The sequence below is a fragment of the Ancylobacter sp. TW_SC_1 genome, from assembly GCF_056836805.1.
Genome location: NZ_CM166365.1, coordinates 3843981 through 3869239, shown reverse-complemented (window position 1 = coordinate 3869239; position 25259 = coordinate 3843981). Strand labels below are relative to the sequence as shown.

The following is a 25259-nucleotide window of genomic DNA, read 5'->3' as shown; positions in this document are numbered from 1 at the left end:
GCCTCCCTCACGATGCCGTGGCCGGCACCGCCTGCGGCGCGGGGCGCTCGCGGACGGTGGCGGGCTGGCGGATGGTCATGACGAAGTTGATCGCCATGAGCACGCCGCCGGCGAGGTAGAGCACCCCGCCGACCAGGCGGATCACGTAATAGGGGTGCAGCATGGCGACGCTGTCGGCGAAGGAATATTGCAGGAAGCCGAAGGCGTCATAGGCGCGCCACATCAGCCCCTGGGCGATGCCGGCGACCCACAGGGCGGTGATGTAGAGGACGATGGCGATGGAGGCGATCCAGAAGTGCCATTCCACCAGCCGGTGCGACCAGAGCGGGCGCTGCCACAGGCGCGGCACCATGTAGTAGAGCGCGCCGAAGCAGATGAAGGCGACCCAGCCGAGCGCGCCCGAATGCACATGGCCGACCGTCCAGTCGGTGTAGTGGCTGAGCGAGTTGACCGATTTCAGCGCCATCAGCGGCCCCTCGAAGGTGGCCATGCCGTAGAACGCCACCGCCACGACCAGGAAGCGCAGGATCGGGTCGGTGCGCAGTTTCCCCCACGCGCCGGACAGCGTCATGATGCCGTTGATCATGCCGCCCCAGGAGGGCATCCACAGCATGATCGAGAACGCCATGCCGAGCGTCTGCGTCCAGTCGGGCAGCGAGGTGTAGTGCAGGTGGTGCGGGCCGGCCCAGATGTAGAGGAAGATCAGCGCCCAGAAATGGACGATGGACAGCCGGTAGGAATAGATCGGCCGCCCCGCCTGCTTCGGCACGAAATAATACATGATGCCGATGAAGCCGGCGGTGAGGAAGAAGCCGACGATGTTGTGGCCGTACCACCACTGCACCAGCGCGTCCTGCACGCCGGAAAAGGCCGAATAGCTCTTCGTTCCCACCACCGAGACCGGCATGGCGAGGTTGTTGACGAGGTGCAGCACCGCCACGGTGATGATGAAGGCGAGGAAGAACCAGTTCGCCACATAGATGTGCGGCTCGCGCCGGCGGGCGAGCGTGCCCACGAAAATGGCGAGATAGGTCACCCACACCAGCGTCAGCCAGATGTCGGCGTACCATTCCGGCTCGGCATATTCGCGGCTCTGGGTGATGCCGAGCATGTAGCCCGACAGCGCGATGACGAGGAACGCCTGGTAGCCCCAGAACAGGAAGTTGGCCAGGCGCGGCCCGCCCCACAGTCCGACCTGGCAGGTGCGCTGCACGACATAGAGCGAGGCGGCCATCAGCGCGTTGCCGCCAAAGGCGAAGACGACGCCGGAGGTGTGCACCGGCCGCAGCCGGCCGAAGGTCAGGTACTCGCCGAAATTGAGATGCGGAAAGGCGAGCTGCGCGGCGACGATGACGCCGGCGGAGAAGCCGAACAGCGCCCAGGCGACTGTCGCCACCGCGAAGCGGCGGATGATCGCCTCGTTATATTGCGGAATAGTCTGGGAGCGGGCGGCCGGCGCCCAGCTTGCGACCGCGTCCATTTCAGAAAGCGTCCTTGTATTCGTATGTATTGGTTTGAGTATTTATAGATATACTCATTGACATGGTGCTGTTTGCGGTGGAATTATTTGTTGATACTTCGATGCGCAATGGAGAATTGGCATGTCTTCGGCAGGATTTCTCGGCCTCGCTCTGCTCGCCGTGGTCGGCGGCTACGCGGCGCTCGGCCGGCGCGGCGAAGCGGTCGGCTGGTGGCTGGGCATCGCACATGGCGGGCTGGCGCTGCTCGCCCTGGCCGGCTTCGCCGCCGCGCGGGACACCGGCTTCGCCGTTTTCACCGGCCTGCTGGCGGTCTATGCTGGCGGCATGTGCGCGGCGGAGGCGGTGAGCCTGATGCGCCGTCCGGCCGTGCGCTCCTGACAGGGGGAGGCTGCCATGCCCCAACTCGTTCGTTTCCTCATGCGCCACGCGCTGATCGGCCTCGGGCTGGCGATCCTCTTCGTCGGCGCGCTGGTGCTGCTGGACGTGGCGCGGCTCGGCACGCTGGTGACGCAGTCCTCCTCCGGCCTCGTCGCGCTGGTGGCGCTGACCTGCGCGGTCGGCATCACCTTCGGCAGCGTGCAGATGGGTTTCGCCATCATGCTGCTGGGCGAGGACAAGGACGGGCCGGAGGGCGGCCGCCGCCGCCGCACGCCGCGTCCGTTCCTGCGTCCGGTATTCGCGCGGATACGCGCCGGAAAAGGGGCGCAGGAGGGCAGTCCTCGCGTCGTTCTCCGACCCTGAGTAGGCCGGGCGACGGGTATTGGCGGCAGGTGCGCGGCAAGGCGCGCGGAGCGAATACATGCGCGTTTCCCGGATCGACGCCGAACGGGCGCAATAAGTCGTCCTCACGCCGGTCGGAGGACAGGCGTGTCAGGTGGTTCGGTGAAACTACGTAGCAGCATGCCGGGCAGCGCGCCCTTGGACAGAATGCCCAATGGGCGTCAATGCACGCTCGTCCTAGAAGCGGCATGCGGGTAAGAGTGTGCCCGCTGCCGGGCGGACAACCGCCGTGGTAGAAGGGCAGTGTCGCGTCACAGGCTGATTGAGGGGCTGATCGGCGCAGCGGGAGGCGTCTCGGTTGGCTCCGGTTTCGACAGGCGACACCAGCGACAGGAAGAACCTGTTGCTGCTGATCCAGTTGCGCTGGATCGCGGCCATCGGCCAGCTGGTGACGATCTGGGTCGTCCATTTCGAGCTCGCCATCGCGCTGCCGCTGGCGCCGATGCTGGCGGTGATCGCCTTCCTCGTCGGGCTCAACCTCGTCAGCCTGCTGCGCTACCGCCGCCGCGAATGGGTGACCAACACCGAACTGTTCCTCGAACTGCTGCTCGACGTCGCCGCGCTGACCGTGCAGCTCTATCTCAGCGGCGGGGCGCTCAACCCGTTCATCTCGCTGTTCCTGCTGCAGGTGATCCTCGGCGCCATCCTGCTCGAGGCGTGGTCGGTCTGGTCGCTGGTGGCGATCACCAGCCTCTGCTTCGTCGGCCTCACCGCGTTCCACCGCGACATCGAGATGACGCACAGCCATCTCGGCGGGTTCTGGAACCTGCACATACAGGGCATGTTCATCTGCTTCGTGCTGTCGGCCTGCCTGCTGGTGCTGTTCATCATCCGCATCAACGCCAATCTGCGCGCCCGCGACGCGCGTCTGGCGGAGCTGCGCCAGCAGTCGGCGGAGGAGGAGCACATCGTGCGCATGGGCCTGCTCGCCTCCGGCGCGGCGCATGAGCTGGGCACGCCGCTCTCCACCCTCTCGGTGATCCTCAACGACTGGGAGAAGATGCCCACGCTCGCCCGCGACGGCGAGCTGATGCAGGACATGGTGGAGATGCAGAACCAGCTCGCCCGCTGCAAGTCGATCGTCACCGGCATCCTGCTCTCCTCCGGCGAGGCGCGCGGGGAGGGGACGATCCGCACCAGCGTGCGCGCCTTCCTCGACGAGGCGGTGGCCGACTGGCGGGCGATCCGCTCGCCGGCGGCGTTCGACTACGACAACGCCTTCGAGCCGGACGTGCCGGTGGTCTCCGACCTCGCGCTGAAGCAGGTGCTCTTCAACGTGCTGGACAACGCCCTTGAGGCCTCGCCCGACTGGGTGGGGCTGCGCGCCCAGCGATGCGAGGGCATTCTGTGCGTCGAGGTGAGCGACCGCGGCCCCGGCTTCTCCGCCGACATCCGCGCCGAGCTGGGCAAGCCCTACCGCTCCACCAAGGCGCGCGCGGGCGCCGGGCTCGGGCTGTTCCTGGTGGTGAACGTGCTGCGCCGGCTCGGCGGCGCGGTGGAAGCCGGCAACCGGCCGGAGGGCGGCGCCTGCGTGAAGCTCTGCCTGCCGCTGGCGGCGCTGTCGGGAGAGGCCGCATGAGGGGTGGCCCGCTGCTGATCGTCGAGGATGACGGCACCTTCGCGCGCACGCTCAAGCGCTCCTTCGAACGGCGCGGCTACGAGGTGATGCACTGCGCCGGCCTCGCCGAGGTGACGGCACTGCTGCAGGCGACGAACCCGGCCTATGCGGTGGTCGACCTCAAGCTCGCCGGCGAATCCGGCCTCGATTGCGTGAAGGCGCTGCACGCCCATGATCCTGCCATGCGGATCGTGGTGCTGACGGGCTTCGCCAGCATCGCCACGGCGGTGGAGGCGATCAAGCTCGGCGCCTGTCATTACCTGCCAAAGCCCGCCAATGCCGACGACATCGAGAAGGCGTTCGAGCGGGTCGAGGGCGATGTGTCGGTGCCGCTGGACGGGCGCCCGACCTCGCTGAAGAACCTCGAATGGGAGCGTATCCACGAGACGCTGGTGGAGACCGACTTCAACATTTCCGAGGCCGCCCGCCGGCTCGGCATGCACCGGCGCACGCTCGCCCGCAAGCTGGAGAAGCGGCCGGTGAAGTGAGCGCCGGCGCCCCCCGCGCGACGAAGTCGTCCGGGTTGGGCCACCTTGGACAAATTGTCCAAGGTGGCCGGTAACCACCTGTTAACGCTGTCGCGACCGTGCGTCAGGTGGCATTATCCCCGTGGGGATTCTGTGGGATGGCTGTGCGCTCGGGGCGAGTTCTGTTGGCTGTGCGGGCCGTCGCGCTGACGGTCGCGTACGCGCTTGTCCTGCAAGTGCTGCTGACCAGCATGTTCGCGGCGCGCGTCGTCGGGCTGTCGCCGCTGGCCGCCGCGCAATATTGCCTGAACGCCGCCGTCTCGTCCGGGCCTGCCGATGACGGCGAGGGTGGCGGCCGGACGGTCGCCCACTGCCCGCTCTGCACGCTGCGCGCCGACATCGCCCCACCACCGCCGCCGCTGTCCTTCGCCCTTTCCGAGCGTCCCGCGCTCGCCATCGCCTGGCGGCCCGAGGCGCGTCCCGCCCGCGCCGCCCTCGTCGCGCGCGCCGCGCATCGCCCGCGCGGGCCACCCGCCGTTTCCTCGACGTCCTGACGCAACGGCGCGTGGCGGCGGACCCGCCGCGTCGCCGCTTCTTCTCGAAAAACCGGAGCCCGTCGCGGCGCCGCGCGCGTGCACGCCTGTGCCGCGCGCCGTCCCGGACATCCGTCGACCGATGGAAACGCCATGAACTCTCACCTCTTCTCCACCCGCGCGCCGTCGTGGCGCCCGCTGCTGCGCCGGTCGACGGCGCTGGTCTGCCCGGCGCTGGCGCTGCTGTGCCTCGCCCCGGCGCTCGCCTCGCGCGCCCATGCTCAGGATGCCCCCGCCCAGGACGCGGCGGCTGCCGCGGCCGACGAACTGCCGACCATCAACGTGGTCCGGCCGGCCGACGGCACGGCGCAAACGGGGCCGCTGGACGTGTCCTATGAGGGCTTCGTGCCCGCCGACACCGCGACGATCTCCCACATCGAGGCGGCCAATGCGACGTTGTGGACGAGCGATTCCGGCGCGCTGATCGACGGCATTCCGGGCGGCGCCTCGTGGGGTGCGGGCGGCGTGTCGAGCCTGCCTTCGGTGAACGGCATGAGCGCCGACCAGGTGCAGGTGTCGATCAGCGGCATGCTGTTCGGCCCCGCCTGCCCGAACATGATGAATCCGCCGCTTTCCTACGTGAATCCGGCGATGATCTCGCAGGTGCAGGTCTATATGGGCACCGCGCCGGTCAGCGTGGGCGGCGACTACACCGGCGCCAAGATCGACGTCACCCTCGCGCCCCCGACCTTCACGCCCGGGCAGGAAGTGACCTTCTCGGGCAGCGTGTCGGGCTTCTACCGCAGCAACGGCAACGCCTATGGCGTCGATGTGAACGCCAGCGCGTCGAACGAGGATTCGAGCGTCAACTATACCGGCGGCTGGGTCCGCGCCGAGGACTACCAGTCCGGCAACGGCACGACCATCAAGTCGACCATGTACGAGACCCAGAACCACGCGCTGAGCCTGTCGAAGAAGCTGGACGAGGGGCTCGTGACCTTCCAGCTGGGCGGGCAGTTCATTCCCTACCAGGGCTATGTCAACCAGTACATGGACATGGTCGACAACAAGAGCTTCTTCGTGAACGGCGCCTATGAGGGCGACTTCGACTGGGGCCAGCTGGAGGCGACGGCGTTCTACAACCGCGTGCGCCACACCATGGGCTTCATCGAGCCGGACAAGGACGGCGACATGCCGATGGACACGCGCAGCTCCGACATGGGCTACCGCATCGCGGGCACGCTCACCCCGACCGGCATCGACACCGTGCGCATCGGCAACGAGTTCTACTACAACACGCTCGACGACTGGTGGCCGCCGGTGGAGGGCTCGATGATGATGGGCCCCGACACCTTCTGGAACATCAATGACGGCCAGCGCCTGCGCGTCGGCGTCTTCGCCGAGTGGGAGCGCCAGTTCTCCGAACAGTGGACCGGCATTCTCGGCGTGCGCAACGACGTGGTGTGGATGAACACCGGCGACGTGCAGGGCTACAACGAGATGATGTACGGCGCCAACGCCGCCGCCTTCAACGCCCTCGACCACGCCCGCACCGACGTCAATATCGACGGCTCCGCCATCCTGCGCTACCAGCCGGACGAGGCCAGCCAGTTCGAGCTGGGGCTCGCCCGCAAGACCCGCTCGCCCAATCTCTACGAGCGCTATGCGTGGTCGACGAGCGCCATGGCGATGAAGATGATCGGCTGGTTCGGCGACGGCAACGGCTATGTCGGCAATATCGACCTGGAGCCGGAAAAGGCCCACACCGCCGCCTTCACGGCGACGTGGCGCGATCCGGTGCGCAAGGCGTGGGAAGTCAGGGTCTCGCCCTATTACAGCTATGTGCAGGACTATATCGACGTGCGCCGCTGCGCGCTGCCGGGGTGCCTGAAGACCCTGCCGGACAACCTGACCGCGACCGACGGCTTCGTCTATCTGCAGTTCGCCAATTACGACGCCTATCTCTATGGCGTGAACATCGACGGCAAGCTGGCGCTGTGGGACAGCCCGACCTATGGCCAGGGCCAGTTCCGCGGCAATCTGAATTTCGTGCGCGGGCAGCGGGTCGACGGCGTGAACCTCTACCACATCATGCCGGTCAACGCGACGCTGGCGCTGGACCATGTGCTGGGCAACTGGACGACCAGCGCGGAAGTGCAGCTCGTCGGCGCCAAGACCGAGGTGAGCGAGGTGCACAACGAACTGGAGACCGACGCCTATGCCCTGTTCAACCTGCGCGCCAGCTACCAACTCGGCCAGATGAAGATCGATCTCGGCGTCGAGAACGTCTTCGACACCGAATACGACCTGCCGCTCGGCGGCGCCAATCTGGTGAACTACCAGGTGTCCTCGATGATGGGCACGTCGCCGGAATGGGGCTACGGCGTCGCCGGGCCGGGCCGCTCGTTCAACGCCCGCCTCACCATCGCCTTCTAGGGCGCGCCGGCGCATCTCATGGCGCGGTGATCGCCGGGGCGGCCGGGGTGCCGGCCGCCCCGACGATACGTCCGTCCTCGAAGCGGATCACGCGGTCGAACAGTTCCATGGCGCGCGGGTCGTGCGTCACCACGGCGACGGCGGTGCCCTGCGTGGCGGCGATGCGGCGGAACAGCTCCATCACCTGCCGGCCGCGCACGCTGTCGAGCGCGGCCGTCGGCTCGTCCGCCAGGATCAGCGGCGGGCCGTTGGCCAGCGCCCGCGCCACCGCGACGCGCTGCTGCTCGCCGCCGGACAGCCGCGCGGGCGGGCTGTCGCCGCGAGGAGCGAGATCGAGCGCGGCGAGCAGCCGCCGCGCATGGGCGAGCGCGTCGGCGGGCGCCACATCGGCGAGTTCGAGGCCGAGGGCGACATTCTCCGCCGCCGACAGGAACGGAATGAGGTTGGCGCGCTGAAAGACGAAGCCGATGCGGTGCCGGCGGACGGCGCGCAGCCGGTCGAGATCGGCCGCCGGGTGCGAGACGCGCTCCCCGGCAAGCCAGACCTCTCCCGCGCTCGGCGTCTCCAGAAGTCCGGCCAGCATCAGGAAGGTGCTCTTGCCCGAGCCGCTCGGCCCGAAGATGCCGACCAACTCGCCGGCATGGATGTCGAGCGAGACCCCGTCGAGCGCCCGCACCAGCCCGGCCGGGCTGGCGTAATGGCGCGCCAGCCCGCGCACTGAAAGAACCGCCGGCGCGCTCATGACAGCACCTCGCGGGCGCTGACATGCGAGGCGCGGGCGATGCCGATCCATGCCGCCGCCGCGCAGATCAGCGCCAGCGCGAGGCCGAGCCAGGCGAGGTCGCCCGGCAGCATCACCACCCGGCGTGGAAACAGCGGGAAGAGCAGCCAGGCGGCGCCGATGGAGAGCACGAAGCCGGCGAGGCCGATCAGCCCGGCCTGCTGGCCGATCATGGCCGCGACCACGCTCTCGCGCGCGCCGATCAGCTTGAGCAGCGCGATCTCGTGCAGCTTCTCCACCGTCATCGTGTAGACGATCAGCGACACCACGATCGCGGTGATGAGCAGGATCAGCCCGGTGAAGGCGAGGATCTGCAGGCGCAGCTTCCACAGCCGCGCGTTCAGCATCAGGTCGCGCTGCTCCTGCGTCGTCAGCACCCGGACGTCGCCCCAGCGCTGCATCGCCGCGCTGACGGTGGCCGGGTCGGCCGCCGGATCGAGCCGTACCAGCACCGCCGCGATCTTGCTCTCCTGCGCGACCGAGCTGCCGCCGCGCGCCGCGCCGGCCTCGTCGCGTGCGGCGCGGGCGAGGTGCACGGCCTCGGACGTGCGGCGCTGGGCGATGGCGGTGGCATCGTTGATGCCGACGAAGAACAGCCCGTCGCCGGCCGAATCCACCATGTGCCGCGTCGTGCCGACGATCTCGTAGACATCGTGCGCCAGCTCAACATGGTCGCCGATGCCAAGGCCGGTGCTTTCGTCCGCCACCGCCTCGTAGCGGCTGGCGCCGAGCCAGCGGCCGGCGGCGAGGGGGAGCCAGCGCCCGTCGTCGGCGGGCGTGTCGATGCCGGTGATGGTGGCGCGGCGCGACGCGCCCTCGACGGTGAATTGCTGGCTGAACTGGGCGAAGCGCCGCACATCGGCCACGCCCGGCACGCCTGCGGCGCGGCGGTCCATATCCGGCGCGACGGCGGAGCCTTCCGCGAACGGGCCGGCGCGCTCGCCCTGCACCACCCACAGATCGGCGTCGATGCGCTCGATGACGAGGAGGGCGTCCTCGACCACGCCGCGATAGAGCCCGGTCATGCCGATCACCGCCGTCATCAGCAGGGCGACGCCGAACGCCGTCAGCGCGAAGCGGGCCGGCGAATGGACGGCATCCTTGAAGGCGAGGTTCATGACGTCGCTCCGGCGATGCGCAGGCGCATGAAGGGGTGCAGCCCCTCCGGCGCGAGCACGGTGTCGCCGGCCTGAAGGCCGCCGCTCACCTCGACGCGCGCGGCGCCGGCAGGGCCGAGCGTGACCGCCTGCCAGCGCGCCCGCCCGTTGCGCGCGATCCAGAGCCCCGGCACGCCGTCGCGGCGGGCGAGGAAGGCCTGCGGCACGGTGAGCACGTCGCGGCGCTCCTCGACCGCGATCCGCACCGTGCCGCGCTGCCCGAGCGCCCAGTTGGGCGGCAGGCGGTCGAGGGCGATGTCGAGCTCGAATTCCCGCGTCTCCTCGTCCACCTCGCGGCCGAGGCGCAGCACACGGCCGGCGATCGGCGCGCCGGAGCCGCTGAAGCGGACATGAGCGGCCTGTCCGGGCTGCACCGAGGCGATGGCGCTCTCGTCGAGCCGGGCGGTGAGCACGAGGCTCGCCGGGTCGACGATGCGCAACAGCTCCGCTCCCGCGGGGAGCACCTCGCCCGCATGATGCACCCGCGAGACGACGACGCCGTCGATGGGCGCGCGCAGCACGCTGTCGTCGAGCTGGGCCCGCGCGACCGCGACGCGGGCATGCGCCGCCTCGCGCTCGGCCTCGGCCTGCGCGATGGCGCGCCCGGCACGGGTGACATCCGCCAGCGCCTGGCGGAAGGCGGCGGCGGCATCGTCGAGCCCGGCCTGGCTGGCCACGCCCTTGGCGAGGAGCGCGACCTGGCGCTCATGCGTCGCCCGCGCCTTGTCCAGGGCCGCGCGGGCGTGGTCGCGCTCGGCCTGCGCCGTCTCGACCGCCCGCTCGCTGGCATGCGCGCTCGCCTCGGCGGCGGCGAGCTCGCCGGCGAGGTCGTCAAAGGCGAGGCGGGCCAGCACGTCGCCCCGGGCCACCACGTCGTTGCGGTCGACCGCGAGCGTCTCGATGCGGGCCTGGATGCGGCTGCCGACGGCGGCTTGCGTCAGGGCGTCCAGCGTGCCCGGTCCGCTGAGCTCGATGACGAGGCTGCCCGGCCGCATGGTTTCGCCTCTCACCTCATAGGGATAGAGATAGCGCGGACCGGCGACGGCGAGGGCGGCGAGCAGAGCGGCCAGAAGGGCGCGGCGCAGGCGTCGGTGCGAGCGTGGACGGGCGGGCGGCGGCGCGAGCGCCAGCAACTGGTCGAGATCGGGCTGGATGTTCATCGCCTGCCTGCCGCAACCCTCTCGATCCGCGATGGCCGGCCGCGCTACTGCGCCTGCGCGGCCCTGGCGGTCATCAGCGCGTCCATGCAGGGCTGGGAGATCTTGTCCGGATTGGCCTTGATGCAGGCGAGGATGCGTCCGCCGCCCGGCTGCACGCCCGGGCACACCGCCTTGATGTCCGCCGCGCAGGCATTGCGCAGCGCCTGCATCTGCGCGCGCGAGAGATTCTGCGAGAACGCGGTGCCGGCGATGGCGGCGAAGACGAGAACCAGCGCGGCACGCATGAAAAAGCCACGGTCCATCATGTCGGTTCCTTATCTGAGTGAGGGCTGGCACTGGAGCCCGCCCGGTTTGGGGCGGTCGGCCGGGAGGGCTCCAGTGCGCGGGCGGGTGGCTCCCCGCAGGCCGCCGAGGGGTGTGGGTCACGGCGGCACGACGGGAAGATGCGCCGCCCGCTTTGCGCCGATGTCTCGGCGCGGGGCCATTTCGTTACAGTTTGTATCCGCCGGCCCGGCGCCCCTTGCCGGTGGCCTCCGCCCCTGTCATGCCTTCGCCATGACTGCGGAACGATTGCTGCTGGTTGAGGACGACCGCGACATTCGCGGCCTTCTCGTCGATTTCCTCACTGCCGAGGGCTACAGCGTGGAGGCGGTGGAAAGCGGCGCGCTGATGGACCGCGCGCTGCTGCGCGGCATGCCCGACCTTCTCATCCTCGACATCATGCTGCCGGGCGAGGACGGGCTGTCGATCTGCCGGCGGCTGCGGGTGCGCTCGCGCGTGCCGATCCTGATGCTGACCGCCAAGCATGACGACATCGACCGCATCGTCGGGCTGGAGATCGGCGCCGACGACTATCTCGGCAAGCCGTTCAACCCGCGCGAACTGCTGGCGCGCATCCGCGCCCTGCTGCGCCGCTCCTCCGGCGCGCTCGCCTCCGGCATTCCCGAGCGGCGGCGGCGGCGCTTCGCCCGGCTGGTCGCCGATCTCGATGCCCGGATCGTCGAGGACGCGGCGGGCCAGCGCGTGAATCTCACCACCGCCGAGTTCGACCTGCTCGTCTGCTTCCTCGAACGGCCGGGCCGGGTGCTCTCGCGCGACCAGCTTCTCGACTGGACGCGTGGGCGCACGGCGGAACCGTTCGACCGTACCATCGACGTCACCGTGTCGCGGCTGCGCGCCAAGCTCGCCCAGTGCCTCGCCGAGGACGAGCAGCCGATCACCACCGTGCGCAATGTCGGCTATCTGTTCTCCGCCGACGTGCGCGACGCGTGAGGAGCGGGGGTAGCCATGCGCCTCGGCCTGCTCGCACGCATCGTCCTCATCGTCGCGCTGGCGCTGTTCGCGATCCAGCTTCTGGTGCTGGCGTTCTATTTCGGCTTTCCGGGCGGGCGCGGCGAGTTCGATGAACGCTCGCCCTCGCTGCCGCGCCAGGTCGCCTCGCTCGTTTGGCTGGTCGACGAGGCGCCCGCGTCCCTGCGCCCGGCGGTGCTGGAGGCGTTCTCCGAGAACGGGCGCACCGTGTCCCTCGTGCCGGAGCTGCCGACGGGCCTCGCAGGCCCCGGCGAGCTGGCGAGGGTGCAGCGGTCGATCCGCGCGGCGCTCAGCCTGCGCGGCATGCCGGACCGGGATGTCCGGGTGCGCCGCGACGGTCATGTCGAGAGCGGGCAGGGCGACACGCTCAGCGTCTATGTGCAACTCGCTTCGGGCGGCTATCTCTGGCTCGACGTGCGCGACCGGGTGACGGTGCGCCTGCTCGGCGTGCCGATCGGCTTCTTCGCCGGGCTGTTCGGCGTGCTAGTGGCGGTGGCGGCGCTGATCGCGGTGGCGCGCGAGATGAAGCCGCTGACCCGCCTCGCCCGCGAGGTCGACAAGGTGGGCGAGGGTGTCGCTCCGGTGGTCGTTCCCGAGCGCGGCGCGCCGGAGCTGCGCACCCTGATCCGCGCGGTGAACGCCATGCAACAGCGCATCGCCAACCTGCTGCGCAACCGCACGCTGACGCTGGGCGCGATCTCGCACGATCTGCGCACCTATCTCACGCGGCTGCGCCTGCGCGTCGAGATGATGCCCGACAACCGGCACCGGGCCGGCGCCATCACCGATGTCGAGGCGATGCAGGCGCTGATCGAGGACACGCTCGACTTCGCGCAGGATTCCTTCGCGCCGTCCGGGCCGGCGGCGTGCGACCTCGCCGGCGTGCTGCGACGCCAGCGGGCGGGCCATGACGCGGCCGGGCGCATCGTGCTCGACCTGCCGGAGGCACCGGTCGCCGTCGCCCTCAGTGAGAAGGCGATGCAGCGCGTCTGCGCCAATCTCGTCGAGAACGCGCTGCGCTATGGCGAGCGGGCCCATGCGCGGATCGAGGCCGGGCCGGACGCGACGGTTCTCGTCATCGAGGACGAGGGGCCCGGCATTCCGGCGGTGGAGCGCGCGCGCGTCTTCGAGCCGTTCTACCGGCTGGACGCCTCGCGCAACCGCGAGAGCGGCGGCACCGGGCTCGGCCTGACCATCGTCCGGCGCATCGTCGAGCGCCATGGCGGGAGCATCGCGCTTGCCGACAGCCGCCATGGCGGGCTTGCCGTGCACGTCCGCCTGCCGACGGCCGGGCGAAACGCCGGCTGATACAAATCGACATCTTCCCGCGCGATGCGCGAGACCTTGGCCGCGCAATGTGCCGGCTCCTCAACGGCAGAAGGATGAAAGCCATGAGAGAGCCGTTCCCGAAGCGAAAGCCCCTGGTTCCCGCGCGGCTGGCGAGGCTTGTCGGCACCGGTACGGTCGCCGCCGCGCTGCTCGCGGCGGCGGGCCTCGCCGGCGCGCCCGGCCGGGCCGCGGCGCAGGACGCCGTCGCCGAGCCGGCCGGGCCATGGTCCTGCGAGCCGCCCGGATTCGATGCCGGCCCGGGGCCGATGCTCGATCCGGTCGGGGTGCGCATCATGGCCGGCGTGCTGCTGGCGGCGCAGGAGACCGTGCTCGGCATCCGGCCGGACCAGGCCGAGGCGTGGCGCGCCTATGCCAGCGCGCTGGTCGCCATGGTGCCGTCCGGCGAGCGGGTGCAGCGCTGGCTCGACCCGGAGAAGCGGGCCAAGGCCGAGGCGTTCGATCTGGTGCGGGACATCGCCGATGCCGCCCTCGAACGGGCCGACAGGGCGAAGCGGCTGAAAGAGGCGGCGGACGCCCTCAAGGCGACGCTCACGTCCGAGCAACTGGCGCTTGTGGCGAAGATGCAGGCGCGGCTGGTCGAGCGGGTGGCGCATGTCATCGAATGGCGGCGCGGCGAGAGCTTCGGCGCCCCGCTCTGAGGGCGGGCGCGACGCGTGGCGCATGAGAAAAAGGCCGGGAGTACGCTCCCGGCCTTCGTCGTTCAGGTGCCCGGGTCGGCGATCAGCGATGGAAGCTGCGCGAGCCGGTGCGGACCCCGCCATTCGGCCCGATGACCGCCCGGTTGGTGGTGCAGCCCTGTCCGGCGGCGCAGTTGCGCGTGCGGGCCGCGGTGCCGCCATTGGGGCCTTCGGTGATCCGGGTGGAGGTGCAGGCGCCGCCGGTGCAGGCGCGGGTCTGCGCCGTCGAGCCGCCATAGCGGCCGGTGGCGCCGCTGATGCCGACGCAGGCGCCGCCGGCGCAAGTGACGGAGCGGTTGGCCGAGGTGATCCGCGGCGGTCCATAGGGAGGATAGGCGGCCCAGCGGCCATACCAGGGGTAGGCGCGGTAATAGGTGTCCCAGTAGCCCCGGTTGAAGCTGATGACGGTGATGCCGAGCACGGGGGCGACCGGCGCGGTGAGCACCACCGGCGCGCCGCGATAGACGACCTGGATGTAGCTCGCCGCCACCCAGCCGCGATAGGGACCGAAGCCGACGTCGCACCAGCTGTAGCCGGTGACGCAGCCGAAGGTGGTGATGGGCGTTCCCGCCGGCACGACGGCGACGGCGGGGTAGGCGGTCGACGGGCCGGCGCGCAGATTGACGTTGGCGGTGGCGACCGCCGTCGTGGCGGCGCTGCCGGCCGTGGCGCCGGCAAGGGCCAGGGCGACGAAGGTCGCGGCGGCGATGGCGTGCTTCCTGAGCATGGCGGAATCCTTTGGGGTGACGCCGCGGCGCGGCGCAGGGTTTCGTCCAGCCTCCTTGCTAGGCGCCGGCAGTCGCCGGGCTGTCTCGGCGATGTTTCAATTTGTGACAGAGGTGCTCTTGGCGCCGTGCGGGCCGCCAAACGGGGCGACCCTCGCCGGGCGGCCTACGCATTTATACTTGCAACATTACGATTGCATTTTTTTGCAATCATATTATCTGGAGAAGCGGCGGGAATGGACCTGCCGCGCCCAGGGAACACAGCCATGACCCGCAATATCGGACCCGTCGACAAGGCCGTTCGCATCGTCCTCGGCCTCGTCCTGCTGTCGCTGATCTTCGTCCTGGAAGGCAATCTGCGCTGGATCGGCCTCGTCGGCCTCGTGCCGCTGCTGACCGCGCTGATGGGCAACTGCCCGCTCTACTCGATCCTCGGCCTTTCCACCTGCCCGCTCACCGGGCGCAAGTGACGGCCGTACGGGAACAAGCCATGATCCAGAAGCCCGAAGTGACCGGGTTCTTCGATCCGCGCACCTGGTCGATCCAGTATGTCGTCGCCGATCCGGCGACCGGCAAATGCGCCATCGTCGACCCGGTCTATGATTTCGACGAGAAATCCGGCCAGACCGCCTCGCTCAACGCCGACCGGATTCTCGATTTCGTGCGGGCCAAGGGCTACACGGTCGAGTGGATCCTCGATACCCATCCGCACGCCGATCATTTCTCGGCCGCCCGGTACCTGAAAGGGAAGACCGGCGCGCCGACGGCGATCGGCGAGCGGGTGAAGGACGTGCAGACGCTGTGGAAGGGCTATTACAACTGGCCCGACTTCCCCGCCGACGGGTCGCAATGGGACCACCTGTTCGCCCATGGCGACCGCTTCAAGGTCGGCGACATCGAGGCCAGGGTGATGTTCTCGCCCGGCCACACGCTGGCCTCGGTCACCTATGTGATCGGCGATGCCGCCTTCGTGCACGACACGCTGTTCATGCCGGACAGCGGCACGGCGCGGGCGGACTTTCCCGGCGGCAGCGCCAAGGTGCTGTGGGCGTCGATCCAGGACATTCTGGCGCTGCCCGACGAGACCCGCATCTTCACCGGCCATGACTACCAGCCGGGCGGGCGCGAGCCGATGTGGGAATCGACGGTGGCCGAGCAGAAGGCGCACAACATTCACCTGGCGCGCTGCAGGACCGAGGAGACGTTCGTCGCCATCCGCGAGGCGCGCGACCGCAGCCTTGCCATGCCCAAGCTGATCCTGCAGTCGTTGCAGATCAACACCAACGGAGGACGGCTGCCTGAGCCGGAATCGAACGGGGTCCGCTATCTCAAGATCCCGCTCGACCTGCTGAAGGGCGCCGCCTGGGACTGACGATGCTCGACAAGCTCACCTGCGAAGCCGCCGACATGAAGTCGCGGGTCGACGAGGCCTCGGCCTTCCTCAAGAAACTGTCGAACCCCGACCGCCTGCTGGTGGCCTGCGCGCTGGTCGACGGCGAGCGCTCCGTGCGCGAGCTGGAGGAGCTTCTCGGCATCCGCCAGCCCGGCCTGTCGCAGCAGCTCGCCGCGCTGCGCGAGGCGGGGCTCATCATCGGCCGCAAGGAGGGCAAGCAGGTTTTCTACCGGCTGGCCGATCCGCGCGTCGAGACCTTCATCACCACCATGCATGCATTGTTCTGCGCGCCAGGGGCGGCCAGCGGAAGGCAGGAAGATCATGACTGAGTTCACTCCCGTCGCCTCTTTTCTCGGCGGCGTCATCATCGGCCTCAGCGCCGTGCTGATGATGCTGCTGGAAGGGCGCATCGCCGGCATCAGCGGCATCGCCAGCCGGCTTTTCCCGCCCTATGGCGACAGCGGCTTCGGCGGGCGCCTCGCCTTCGTCGCCGGCCTCGTCGCCGCGCCGCTGCTGTTCGCGGCCGCCACCGGCGGGCCGGTCGTGCAGACCGTGTCGTCCAATCTGCCGCTGATGGCGGTCGCCGGCCTGCTGGTCGGCTTCGGCTCGGTCTGGGGCTCGGGCTGCACCTCGGGCCACGGCGTGTGCGGCCTCGCGCGGCTGTCGCGCCGCTCGTTCATTGCCACCGCGGTCTTCATGGCTACCGGCTTTGCGACGGTCTATGTCATGCGCCACGTGGTCGGAGCCTGACGCCATGTCGATCCTCGTCAATCTCTGCCTCGGCCTGCTGTTCGGCGTCGGGCTCGTCGTCTCCGGCATGAGCAACCCGGCCAAGGTGCTGAACTTCCTCGACCTGTTCGGCACGTTCGATCCCTCGCTGGCCTTCGTCATGGGCGGGGCGGTGATCGTCGCCTTCATCGGCTTCCGGCTGGTGCTGGCGCAGCCGGCGCCGCTGCTCGCCACGCGCTTCCAGGTGCCGACGCGCACCGACATCGACGCAAGGCTGATCGTCGGCCCGGCGCTGTTCGGCATCGGCTGGGGGCTCGGCGGCTTCTGCCCCGGCCCGGCCTTCACCGCGCTCGGCCTCGGCGCGCCGGGAACGCTGGTCTTCGTCCCGATCATGCTGGCGGGCATGTGGGCCGCCCGGCTGCTGGCCGAACGCAAGGGTTGAGCGCAAGGGCTGAACGCAACGGCTGAGCGCAAGGGCCGGGCCCGCCTCGCATAGAGGGTCCGGCCGGGAGCCGGCGCGGCCCCCGGGCTTGGACGTTTTGTCCGCCTCGAAACGCCCTGGATGCGGGTTTGTCCGGCTATGCTGCAGCGCAAGACGGACCTATATGACGGGCAGTGATTTCAGAAATTTCTGAAACTTCCGTAAGGAAAATCCCGTGGATCTGCCGCCTCTCATCCAGTCCTTCGTGCTGCATTTCGGCGAGATGGGCAGCCGCTGGGGCATCAACCGCACCGTCGGGCAGATCTACGCGCTGCTCTATGTCTCGCCCGAGCCGCTTTGCGCCGACGAGATCGTCGAGGCGCTCGGCATCTCGCGTTCCAACGTGTCGATGAGCCTGCGCGAACTGCAGGCGTGGAACCTCGTGGTGCTGAAGCATCTGCCGAACGACCGGCGCGACTTCTTCACCACGCCGGACGATGTCTGGCAGATCCTGCGCACCCTCGCCGAGGAGCGCAAGAAGCGCGAGGTCGACCCCACGCTCTCGGTGCTGCGCGAGATCCTGATGCAGCAGCCCGGCAGCGACACCGAACGCTTCGCCCAGGCGCGCATGGCCGAGATGCACGGCCTGATCGAGCAACTCACCAACTGGTACGACGACGTGAAGCGGCTGGAGACCGAGCGGCTCGCCAACCTGCTCAGCCTCGGCTCGAAGATCAGCCGGCTGCTGGAGACCAAGGACAAGATCGTCTCGCTCGGCCGCCGCAAGCCCAAGCCCGTCTCGGATGCCGACGGAGGGCCCGGGTGACATGAGCGCCGCCTCCGCCATCGCACCGGCCGGTGCCGACGCCCCCGCCGCCAGTCCGGCTTCCCGCCGGGGCGAAGCCGTGGTGCGCGCGGGCGGCACGCGGTTCGGCCTGCGCGCCGCCATCGGACTGCAGATCGCCGCAGCGCTGCTCTGGCTGCCGCAGGCGGCGCTGCTGGCCCATGCGGCGACGGGCCTCGCGGCCGGCACCGGCGTCGACGCGGTGCTGCTGCCGGCCCTCGCCATCGCCGCGCTCGGCCTGGCGCGCGCCGCGACCGAGGCGGCCGGCGCGCGCCTCGCCTTCCGCGCCGCGCGGGCCGAACTCTCGCGGCGGCGCGCCGAGGCCGTGGCGGCACTCGCCGCGGGCTCGCCGCTCGATGCCGCGCGCCCGGCCTCCGGTCTTGCCGCCAGCGTGCTGGCCGAGCAGGCGGAGGCCGTGGTTCCCTATCTCGCGCGCTTTCTTCCGGCGCGCCGGCGGGCGGTCGTCGTGCCGCTGGTCATCCTCGCCTGCGTGCTGCCGGTCTCCTGGACGGCGGCGCTGATCCTCGCCGTCGCGGCGCCGCTGATCCCGCTCTTCATGGCGCTGATCGGCTGGCGGGCCAAGGCGGCGAGCGAAGAGCAGCTCGTCGAGATGGGCGGCATGAACGCCTTCCTACTCGACCGGCTGCGCGGGCTTGCCACGCTGCGCAGCTTCGGGGCGGTGGAGGCGACCGCCCGGCGCCTGCGCGCCGACGCGGAAAGCCTCAGGCAGCGCACCATGGCGGTGCTGCGCATCGCCTTCCTCTCCTCGGCGGTGCTCGAACTGTTCTCGGCGCTCGGCGTCGCCATGGTCGCGGTCTATGTCGGCTTCCATCTGCTCGGCACGTTCGGCTTCGGGAGCTGGGGGCGCCCCTTCGGCCTCGGCGAGGGACTGTTCGTCCTGCTCCTCGCGCCGGCCTTCTTCGAGCCGCTGCGCGATCTCTCCGCCGCCTGGCACGACCGGGCCGCCGGGCAGGCGGCGCTCGCCGCGCTGGAGCGCCTCGGCACGGGCGGGATGAGCGTGGTGGGCACGGACGCGCCGGCGCCGGCGCGCAGCCGCGCCGCGCCGGGCGTCGCGCTCGCCGCCATCGGCTTTTCCCATGCCGGGCAGGCGGCGACGCTGTTCGAGGGCTTCGACCTCGCCGTCGCGCCGGGCGAGCATGTCGCGCTCTTTGCCCCGAGCGGCGCCGGCAAGTCGACGCTGCTGGCGCTGATCGCCGGCCTCGCGGCGCCGCAGGCCGGCCGGGTGATCATCGACGGCGAGACGCTGGGCGCGGCCAATGCCGCCCGGCTGCGCGCCCGCATGGCCTATATCGGCCAGCAGCCGCACATCTTCGCCGGCACGCTCAGGGGCAATGTCGGGCTCGGGCGCCCGGACGTGGATGCGGCCGAGGTTTCCCGCGCCTTGCAGGCCGCGCGGCTGGAGACGGTCGCGGCGGCGCGCGGCCCGGCCCCGATCGGCGAGGGCGGGCGCGGCCTGTCGGGCGGCGAGGCGCTGCGCCTCGCGCTGGCCCGGCTGGCGGCGACACCTCAAGCCGGCCTCATCCTCGCCGACGAGCCGACCGCCCATCTCGACAGCGCCACCGCGCGCGAGGTCAGCGAGGCGCTGATGCAGCTCGCCGAGGGCCGCACCCTCATCCTCGCCACCCATGATCCGGCGCTGGCGGCGCGGATGGACCGGGTGATCCGCCTCGCGCCCACGGCCGGGGAGGTGGCGCCATGAGCGGCAGGGTCCGGTCCATGGGCGCCATCCTGCGCCTCTTCCTCGCCGAACGGCGCGGCGCCCTGCTCGGCGGCATCGCGCTGGCGGCGCTGACCCTCGTCGCCGGGGCGGGGCTGCTCGCTTTGTCGGGCTGGTTCATCACCGCCACCGCCATCGCCGGTCTTTCCGCCGCGACGGCGCTGGCCTTCGACGTGTTCGCGCCTTCCGCCGGCATCCGGCTGTTCGCCCTCGCCCGCACCGCCTCGCGCTATGGCGAGCGGCTGGTGACGCATGACGCGGCGCTCGCCGTGCTGGCCGGGCTGCGCGAGCGCCTGTTCCGCGGCTGGGCGGCGCCGGAGGCGGCGGGCCGGCTCGCCGACCGGCCGGCACGGCTGCTGTTCCGCCTGACGCTCGACATCGACGCGCTGGATTCGCTCTATCTGCGCGTGCTGGTGCCGGTGGTGGCGGCGCTTGCCGTCACCCTGACGGCGAGCGTGCTGATCGGCCTCATCGATATCCGCGCGGCGCTGGCCTTCGCCGGCCTCGTGCTCGGCGTCGGGCTCGGCCTGCCGCTGCTGGGCCTGCGCGCCGCCCGCCGGCCGGCCCGCCGCCGGCTGCACGCGCTGGAGGTGCTGCGCTGCCGCGCGGTCGATCTCGTCGCCGGCCAGACCGAGTTGATCATGGCCGGGCGGCTTGCCGCCCGATGCCGGGCCTTCGCCGAGGCCGACGAGCGGCAGGCCGAGGCCGACGAGGCGCTCAACCGCGTCGAGACCTTCGTCGGCGCGGGCCTGTCCGCCGCCAGTGGCGTGCTGCTGGCGCTGGCGCTAGTGGCGGTCGCCGCGCTGGGCGGGCAGGGCACGCTCGACGCCCCGCTGGCGGCGCTGCTGCTGCTCGTCGCGCTGGCCGCCTTCGACCCCTTCGTCGCGCTGCGGCGCGGCGTCGTCGAGTGCGAGCGCGCCCTCATCGCCGCCCGCCGCGTGGCGCCGCGACTGGCGGCGGCGACGGGCGCGCGGATGCCGCAATCGCCGGAACCCGGCGTCGTGGTTCGGCTCGACGCCGTCACGCTGGCGCATCCCGGTGCCATCCGGCCCGTGCTCGCCGGGCTCGACCTCGTCGTCCGCGCGGGCGAGAGCCTCGCCATCGTCGGTCCGAGCGGGGCGGGCAAGTCGACCCTGCTCGCGGCGCTGGCCGGGGAGATCGGCGTCGCCGCCGGGCAGCTTTCCGCCGCGCCGGCCGCGCTGCTCACCCAGCGCACCGAACTGTTCCGCGACAGCCTGCGCGGCAACCTCCTGCTCGCCGATCCTCGCGCCGACGACGCGCGCCTTCGCGCGGCGCTCACCGAGGCCGGGCTGGGCGAGGTCGTCGCCGCTCTGCCCGACGGGCTCGACACCCGCCTCGGCGAGGGCGGGCTCGGCCTGTCGGGCGGGCAGGCGCGGCGGCTGGCGCTGGCGCGGCTGTTCCTGCGCGCGCCGCCGCTCTGGCTGCTCGACGAGCCGACCGAGGGGCTGGACGGCGCCACCGCGCGCGACGTGCTGGCGCGTGTAGCGTCGTCGTCGCAGGGCAACGCTACGCTTTTCGCCACTCATCTGCGCCGGGAGGCGGAGTACGCCGACCGCATCGCCGTCCTCGCCGACGGCCGCATCCAGACCCTTGCCGACAAGGGCGAGCCGGCGTTCGCCGCCGCGCTCGCCGCCCTTCGACCCGACTGAGACCCCTTTCGCGACGTCGCGACGGCGCGGCGCGCACAGACAGGAGACCGGAAAGCAACCGGAACCGACCATGGAACTCGATGTCGTCGACCTCTCGCGCCTGCAATTCGCAATGACGGCGCTCTACCACTTCCTGTTCGTGCCGCTGACGCTGGGGCTCTCCGTGCTCCTGGCGGTCATGGAGACGGTCTATGTCATGACCGGCCGGCGCATCTGGCGACAGATGACCAAGTTCTGGGGCACGCTGTTCGGCATTAATTTCGTGCTCGGCGTCGCCACCGGCATCGTGATGGAATTCCAGTTCGGCATGAACTGGAGCTATTACAGCCACTATGTCGGCGACATCTTCGGCGCCCCACTGGCGATCGAAGGGCTGATGGCCTTCTTCCTGGAGGCGACCTTCGTCGGCCTGTTCTTCTTCGGCTGGGACAAGCTCTCCAAGGTCGGCCATCTCGTCACCACCTGGGCGGTGGCGCTGGGCTCGAACCTCTCGGCGCTGTGGATCCTCGTCGCCAATGGCTGGATGCAGAACCCGATCGGCTCGGCCTTCAACCCGCAGACCATGCGCATGGAGATCACCGACTTCTTCGCCGTGGTGATGAACCCGGTGGCGCAGGCGAAGTTCGTGCACACGGTCTCGGCCGGCTATGTGACGGCGTCGATCTTCGTGCTCGGCGTTTCCGCCTGGTACCTGCTGAAGGGCCGGCACATCGAGATCGCCAAGCGTTCCATGACGGTGGCTGCCTCCTTCGGGCTCGCCGCGTCGCTGTCGGTCGTCGTGCTGGGCGACGAGAGCGGCTATCTCACCACCGAGCATCAGAAGATGAAGCTCGCCGCCATCGAGGCGATGTGGGACACCGAGCCGGCGCCGGCGGCCTTCACCCTGTTCGGCTTCCCCAGCCAGACCGACCGCGAGACGCATTTCGCGGTGCAGATTCCCTGGGCGCTCGGCCTCATCGCCACCCGCTCGCTCGACACGGTCGTGCCCGGCATCGTGGAACTGGTCGGGCAGGCGCAGGAGCGCATCAAGTCGGGCATCGTCGCCTTCGACGCGCTGCAGAAGATCCGCGCGGCCGGCAGCACCGCGGCAATCACGCCGGAGGTGAAGCAGGCCTTCGAGGACAACGGCGCCGATCTCGGCTATGCGCTGCTGCTCAAGCGCTTCGTGGACGATCCGCGCAGCGCCACGCCCGCGCAGATCGAGCAGGCGGCATGGGACACCGTGCCGAGCGTGCCGACGCTGTTCTGGTCCTTCCGCATCATGGTCGGGCTCGGCTTCTTCTTCATCGTGCTGACCGCGACCTTCTTCTTCCTGTCGGCGCGGCGTGTGCTCGACCGCTACCGGCCGCTACTGTGGCTGGCGGTGCTGGCGATCCCGCTGCCGTGGATCGCCGCCGAGCTCGGCTGGGTGGTGGCGGAATTCGGCCGCCAGCCCTGGATCATCGAGGGCGTGCTGCCGACCGCCGCGGCGGTCTCCAATCTCGGCGCGGCCACCGTGCTCACCACCATCGTCGGCTTCGCGCTGATCTACACGGTGCTCATCATCATCGAGATGACGCTGATGGTCCGCGCCATCGTCAAGGGGCCGGAGCCGGACGAGAAGCCCGACGCCGAACTCGTTCCCGCCAACCTCGTCGCCGCGGAGTAGGACCCATGATCCTCCACACGCTCATCGACTACGACACGCTCCGCGTCATCTGGTGGCTGCTGCTCGGCGTGCTGCTGATCGGCTTCGCCGTGATGGACGGCTTCGATCTCGGCACCGACATGCTGCTGCCCTTCGTGGCGAGGAGCGATCTGGAACGCCGGGTCGTCATCAACTCCATCGGCCCGGTCTGGGAAGGCAACCAGGTGTGGCTGATCCTCGGCGGCGGCGCGATCTTCGCCGCCTGGCCGCCGCTCTACGCGGTGTCGTTCTCCGGCTTCTACCTCGCCATGTTCGCCATCCTGTTCGCGCTCATCCTGCGCCCGGTCGGCTTCAAGTACCGCTCCAAGCGCGACAGCGCGCTCTGGCGCGGCGCCTGGGACTGGGCGCTGTTCATCGGCGGCCTGGTGCCGGCGCTGGTGATGGGCGTGGCGGTCGGCAACGTGCTGCAGGGCGTGCCCTTCCACCTGAACAACGACCTGCGCATCTTCTATGACGGCACGACGCTGTTCGAGCTGCTCAACCCCTACGGCCTGCTGTGCGGCCTGTTGTCGGTCGCCATGCTGGCGATGCACGGGGCGAGCTGGCTGATCCTCAAGACCGACGGCGCGGTCGCCGCCCGCGCCCGCACGGCCGGCAGCGTCGCCGCCGTGCTGACGGTCGCGCTGTTCGCGCTCGGCGGGCTGTGGCTGTGGCTCGGCACCGACGGCTACGCCATCACCAGCGTGGTTCCCGTCGCCGGTCCGTCCAACCCGCTGGCCAAGACGGTGGAGCTGGCGCCGGGCGCGTGGTTCGCCAACTATGCCGCCCATCCCTGGATGATGGCGGGGCCGGCGCTCGGCCTGCTCGGCGCGCTGGCCTGCCTCGGCCTGATGCGGTTCCGGGTGGAAGTCGGCGCGCTGCTGGCGAGCGCGCTGTCGATCTTCGGCATCATCGCGACGGTCGGCCTGTCGATGTTCCCGTTCATCCTGCCGTCCTCGGTCGATCCGCGGTCGAGCCTGACCGTGTGGGACGCCTCGTCGAGCCACCTGACGCTGTTCATCATGCTGATCTGCACGGCGATCTTCGTGCCGATCATCGTCGCCTACACCTCGTGGGTCTACCGGGTGCTGTGGGGCAAGGTGGACGCACGCGCCATCCAGGACGACAGCAGCCACGCCTATTGAAAACGCGCCCGACGCGAGAAGGAGACTGACATGTGGTACTTCGCCTGGCTTCTCGGCCTGCCGCTGGCGGCGGCCTTCGCCGTGCTCAACGCCATGTGGTACGAGCTGATGGACGATCTGGCGCGCTCCAAGGGGCAGCCGCAGCCCGCGCCGGTGCGTGCGTCGGCACGGGCCCGGGGCTGAAGGGACGGCGCCATGGGGGAGAAGGAACGAACCGTGCCGGGAAGCGGCTTGCCGATCGTGCCGGTGTCGTTCTTCGGCATGGTGCTGGGCCTGGTCGGCCTCGGCGGAAGCTGGCGGGTGGCGCACGCGCTGTGGGGTGTGCCGGCCGCCATCGCCGAGGCGATCATGCTGGCCGGCACGCTGGTCTGGGCGGCGGTGCTGGCGCTCTACGCGCTCAAATGGATCGTCGCCCGCCCGGCCGCGCGGGAGGAGATTGGCCATCCCGTGCAGTCCGGTTTCGTCGGCCTCGCCGGGGTGGCGACGCTGCTCGTCAGCATCGCGGCGGCGCCCTATTCCTGGAACGCCGCGCTGGTCCTGCTGCTGGCCGGGGCCGCCTTCACGGTCGGCTTCGGCATCTGGCGCACCAGCGCCTTGTGGCGTGGCGAGCGCGATCTGGCGACGGCGACGCCGGTGATGTACCTGCCGCTGGTCGCCGGCTGCTACGTGACCGGCACGGCCTGCGGCGTGCTCGGCTTCAGGGACTGGGGACAGCTTGCCTTCGGCGCCGGCCTGTTCTCCTGGCTGGCGATGGAGTCGGTGCTGCTCAACCGCTTCCAGCACGGCGCGGCGATGCCGCCGGCGCAGCGGCCGACGCTCGGCATCCAGCTCGCGCCGCCGGTCGTCGGCGCCGTGACCTATCTCAGCGTGACGCAGGGCGGGCCGGACATCTTCGCCCGCGCCCTCATCGGCTACGGGTTGTTGCAGCTGTTGCTGATCGCGCGCCTGCTGCCCTGGATCCTGCGCCAGCCGGTCTCGCCGGCCTACTGGGCCTTCACCTTCGGCCTCACCGCGCTCGCCACCTCCAGCCTGCAACTGGTGCAGCGCGGCGAGACCGGGGCGCTGGAGATGCTGGCGCCGTGGCTGCTGGCGCTTGCGACCGGCGTGGTCGCGATCACCTCCGCGCACAGCCTGTGGCTGCTGGCTGCCGGCCGGCTGCTGCCGCCGCGGGCGTGAG

General features: G+C 70.4%; 27 protein-coding genes. 21 read left to right on the top strand and 6 right to left on the bottom strand.

The window, feature by feature from the left end; genetic code table 11:
* Positions 1-7 precede the first annotated feature (7 nt).
* Positions 8-1480, bottom strand: coding sequence for a cytochrome-c oxidase, cbb3-type subunit I (ccoN, locus tag AC1PZ7_RS18220; protein ID WP_482356599.1), 1473 nt, complete (start codon positions 1478-1480; stop codon positions 8-10).
* 121 nt (positions 1481-1601) lie between these two features.
* Here ccoN and AC1PZ7_RS18215 point away from each other — a divergent pair, with 121 nt between their 5' ends.
* From AC1PZ7_RS18215 to AC1PZ7_RS18190, 6 genes are all read left to right on the top strand, one after another.
* On the top strand, positions 1602-1859 hold the full coding sequence (locus AC1PZ7_RS18215; RefSeq protein WP_482356598.1) for a hypothetical protein: 258 nt from the start codon (positions 1602-1604) through the stop codon (positions 1857-1859).
* Positions 1860-1874: 15 nt separating this feature from the next.
* Positions 1875-2222, top strand: a complete 348-nt coding sequence (locus AC1PZ7_RS18210) for a hypothetical protein (RefSeq protein ID WP_482356597.1) — start codon at positions 1875-1877, stop codon at positions 2220-2222.
* Between the two features lie 337 nt (positions 2223-2559).
* A complete protein-coding gene (locus AC1PZ7_RS18205; protein ID WP_482356596.1) occupies positions 2560-3840 on the top strand; it encodes an ATP-binding protein in 1281 nt (426 codons plus the stop codon).
* Positions 3837-4367, top strand: coding sequence for a response regulator transcription factor (locus AC1PZ7_RS18200; RefSeq protein ID WP_482356595.1), 531 nt, complete (start codon positions 3837-3839; stop codon positions 4365-4367). Before AC1PZ7_RS18205 ends, AC1PZ7_RS18200 begins: the two co-directional genes overlap by 4 nt.
* 137 nt (positions 4368-4504) lie before the next feature.
* Positions 4505-4900 carry a DUF2946 family protein gene (locus tag AC1PZ7_RS18195; RefSeq protein ID WP_482356594.1) on the top strand — a complete coding sequence of 132 codons (396 nt, stop codon included), beginning with the start codon at positions 4505-4507 and terminating at the stop codon, positions 4898-4900.
* A 132-nt stretch (positions 4901-5032) separates the two neighbouring features.
* Entirely contained in the window at positions 5033-7315 is a 2283-nt protein-coding gene (locus tag AC1PZ7_RS18190) for a TonB-dependent receptor (protein ID WP_482356593.1), read from the top strand.
* Between the two features lie 16 nt (positions 7316-7331).
* Here the strand turns inward: AC1PZ7_RS18190 and AC1PZ7_RS18185 are convergent, their stop codons facing one another.
* Genes AC1PZ7_RS18185 through AC1PZ7_RS18170 form a run of 4 tightly spaced genes read right to left on the bottom strand, consistent with a single transcriptional unit; the run spans position 7332 to position 10715 of the window.
* Complete coding sequence (locus AC1PZ7_RS18185; RefSeq protein ID WP_482356592.1) at positions 7332-8057, bottom strand: ABC transporter ATP-binding protein; 726 nt, start codon at positions 8055-8057, stop codon at positions 7332-7334.
* On the bottom strand, positions 8054-9214 hold the full coding sequence (locus AC1PZ7_RS18180; protein WP_482356591.1) for an ABC transporter permease: 1161 nt from the start codon (positions 9212-9214) through the stop codon (positions 8054-8056). Before AC1PZ7_RS18180 ends, AC1PZ7_RS18185 begins: the two co-directional genes overlap by 4 nt.
* A complete protein-coding gene (locus AC1PZ7_RS18175) occupies positions 9211-10413 on the bottom strand; it encodes an efflux RND transporter periplasmic adaptor subunit (RefSeq protein ID WP_482356590.1) in 1203 nt (400 codons plus the stop codon). The genes AC1PZ7_RS18180 and AC1PZ7_RS18175 overlap by 4 nt, the downstream gene beginning before the upstream one ends.
* A 44-nt stretch (positions 10414-10457) precedes the next feature.
* Positions 10458-10715, bottom strand: a complete 258-nt coding sequence (locus tag AC1PZ7_RS18170; protein ID WP_482356589.1) for a cysteine rich repeat-containing protein — start codon at positions 10713-10715, stop codon at positions 10458-10460.
* Between the two features lie 253 nt (positions 10716-10968).
* Between AC1PZ7_RS18170 and AC1PZ7_RS18165 the strand changes: the two genes are divergently transcribed.
* The 3 genes from AC1PZ7_RS18165 (at position 10969) to AC1PZ7_RS18155 (ending at position 13712) form a co-directional block, all read left to right on the top strand.
* Positions 10969-11685, top strand: a complete 717-nt coding sequence (locus AC1PZ7_RS18165; protein ID WP_482356588.1) for a response regulator — start codon at positions 10969-10971, stop codon at positions 11683-11685.
* Between the two features lie 15 nt (positions 11686-11700).
* Positions 11701-13032, top strand: coding sequence for an ATP-binding protein (locus AC1PZ7_RS18160; RefSeq protein WP_482356587.1), 1332 nt, complete (start codon positions 11701-11703; stop codon positions 13030-13032).
* An 83-nt stretch (positions 13033-13115) separates the two neighbouring features.
* Entirely contained in the window at positions 13116-13712 is a 597-nt protein-coding gene (locus tag AC1PZ7_RS18155; RefSeq protein WP_482356586.1) for a hypothetical protein, read from the top strand.
* Between the two features lie 82 nt (positions 13713-13794).
* Here the strand turns inward: AC1PZ7_RS18155 and AC1PZ7_RS18150 are convergent, their stop codons facing one another.
* Complete coding sequence (locus AC1PZ7_RS18150; RefSeq protein ID WP_482356585.1) at positions 13795-14478, bottom strand: SH3 domain-containing protein; 684 nt, start codon at positions 14476-14478, stop codon at positions 13795-13797.
* A 264-nt stretch (positions 14479-14742) separates the two neighbouring features.
* On the opposite strand from AC1PZ7_RS18150, the gene AC1PZ7_RS18145 reads away from it, so the two are divergent.
* The 12 genes from AC1PZ7_RS18145 to tehA all read left to right on the top strand — a co-directional run bounded on the left by AC1PZ7_RS18145 (position 14743) and on the right by tehA (position 25258).
* Complete coding sequence (locus AC1PZ7_RS18145; protein WP_482356584.1) at positions 14743-14946, top strand: YgaP family membrane protein; 204 nt, start codon at positions 14743-14745, stop codon at positions 14944-14946.
* A gap of 20 nt (positions 14947-14966) precedes the next feature.
* Positions 14967-15848: an MBL fold metallo-hydrolase gene (locus tag AC1PZ7_RS18140; RefSeq protein WP_482356583.1), complete on the top strand. Its 882-nt coding sequence runs from the start codon at positions 14967-14969 to the stop codon at positions 15846-15848.
* A gap of 2 nt (positions 15849-15850) precedes the next feature.
* Positions 15851-16198, top strand: coding sequence for an ArsR/SmtB family transcription factor (locus tag AC1PZ7_RS18135; protein WP_482356582.1), 348 nt, complete (start codon positions 15851-15853; stop codon positions 16196-16198).
* Positions 16191-16619, top strand: a complete 429-nt coding sequence (locus AC1PZ7_RS18130; RefSeq protein WP_482356581.1) for a YeeE/YedE family protein — start codon at positions 16191-16193, stop codon at positions 16617-16619. Before AC1PZ7_RS18135 ends, AC1PZ7_RS18130 begins: the two co-directional genes overlap by 8 nt.
* 4 nt (positions 16620-16623) lie before the next feature.
* Positions 16624-17040: a DUF6691 family protein gene (locus tag AC1PZ7_RS18125; RefSeq protein ID WP_482356580.1), complete on the top strand. Its 417-nt coding sequence runs from the start codon at positions 16624-16626 to the stop codon at positions 17038-17040.
* A 214-nt stretch (positions 17041-17254) separates the two neighbouring features.
* Positions 17255-17845, top strand: coding sequence for a GbsR/MarR family transcriptional regulator (locus AC1PZ7_RS18120; RefSeq protein ID WP_482356579.1), 591 nt, complete (start codon positions 17255-17257; stop codon positions 17843-17845).
* Position 17846: 1 nt separating this feature from the next.
* Positions 17847-19583 carry a thiol reductant ABC exporter subunit CydD gene (cydD, locus tag AC1PZ7_RS18115; RefSeq protein ID WP_482356578.1) on the top strand — a complete coding sequence of 579 codons (1737 nt, stop codon included), beginning with the start codon at positions 17847-17849 and terminating at the stop codon, positions 19581-19583.
* Positions 19580-21271, top strand: a complete 1692-nt coding sequence (gene cydC, locus AC1PZ7_RS18110) for a thiol reductant ABC exporter subunit CydC (RefSeq protein WP_482356577.1) — start codon at positions 19580-19582, stop codon at positions 21269-21271. Before cydD ends, cydC begins: the two co-directional genes overlap by 4 nt.
* A gap of 70 nt (positions 21272-21341) precedes the next feature.
* On the top strand, positions 21342-22919 hold the full coding sequence (locus AC1PZ7_RS18105) for a cytochrome ubiquinol oxidase subunit I (RefSeq protein WP_482356576.1): 1578 nt from the start codon (positions 21342-21344) through the stop codon (positions 22917-22919).
* 5 nt (positions 22920-22924) lie between these two features.
* On the top strand, positions 22925-24082 hold the full coding sequence (gene cydB, locus AC1PZ7_RS18100) for a cytochrome d ubiquinol oxidase subunit II (protein WP_482356575.1): 1158 nt from the start codon (positions 22925-22927) through the stop codon (positions 24080-24082).
* A 30-nt stretch (positions 24083-24112) separates the two neighbouring features.
* Complete coding sequence (gene cydX, locus AC1PZ7_RS18095; RefSeq protein ID WP_482356574.1) at positions 24113-24265, top strand: cytochrome bd-I oxidase subunit CydX; 153 nt, start codon at positions 24113-24115, stop codon at positions 24263-24265.
* Between the two features lie 12 nt (positions 24266-24277).
* Positions 24278-25258, top strand: coding sequence for a dicarboxylate transporter/tellurite-resistance protein TehA (gene tehA, locus AC1PZ7_RS18090; RefSeq protein WP_482356573.1), 981 nt, complete (start codon positions 24278-24280; stop codon positions 25256-25258).
* Position 25259: the final 1 nt, after the last annotated feature.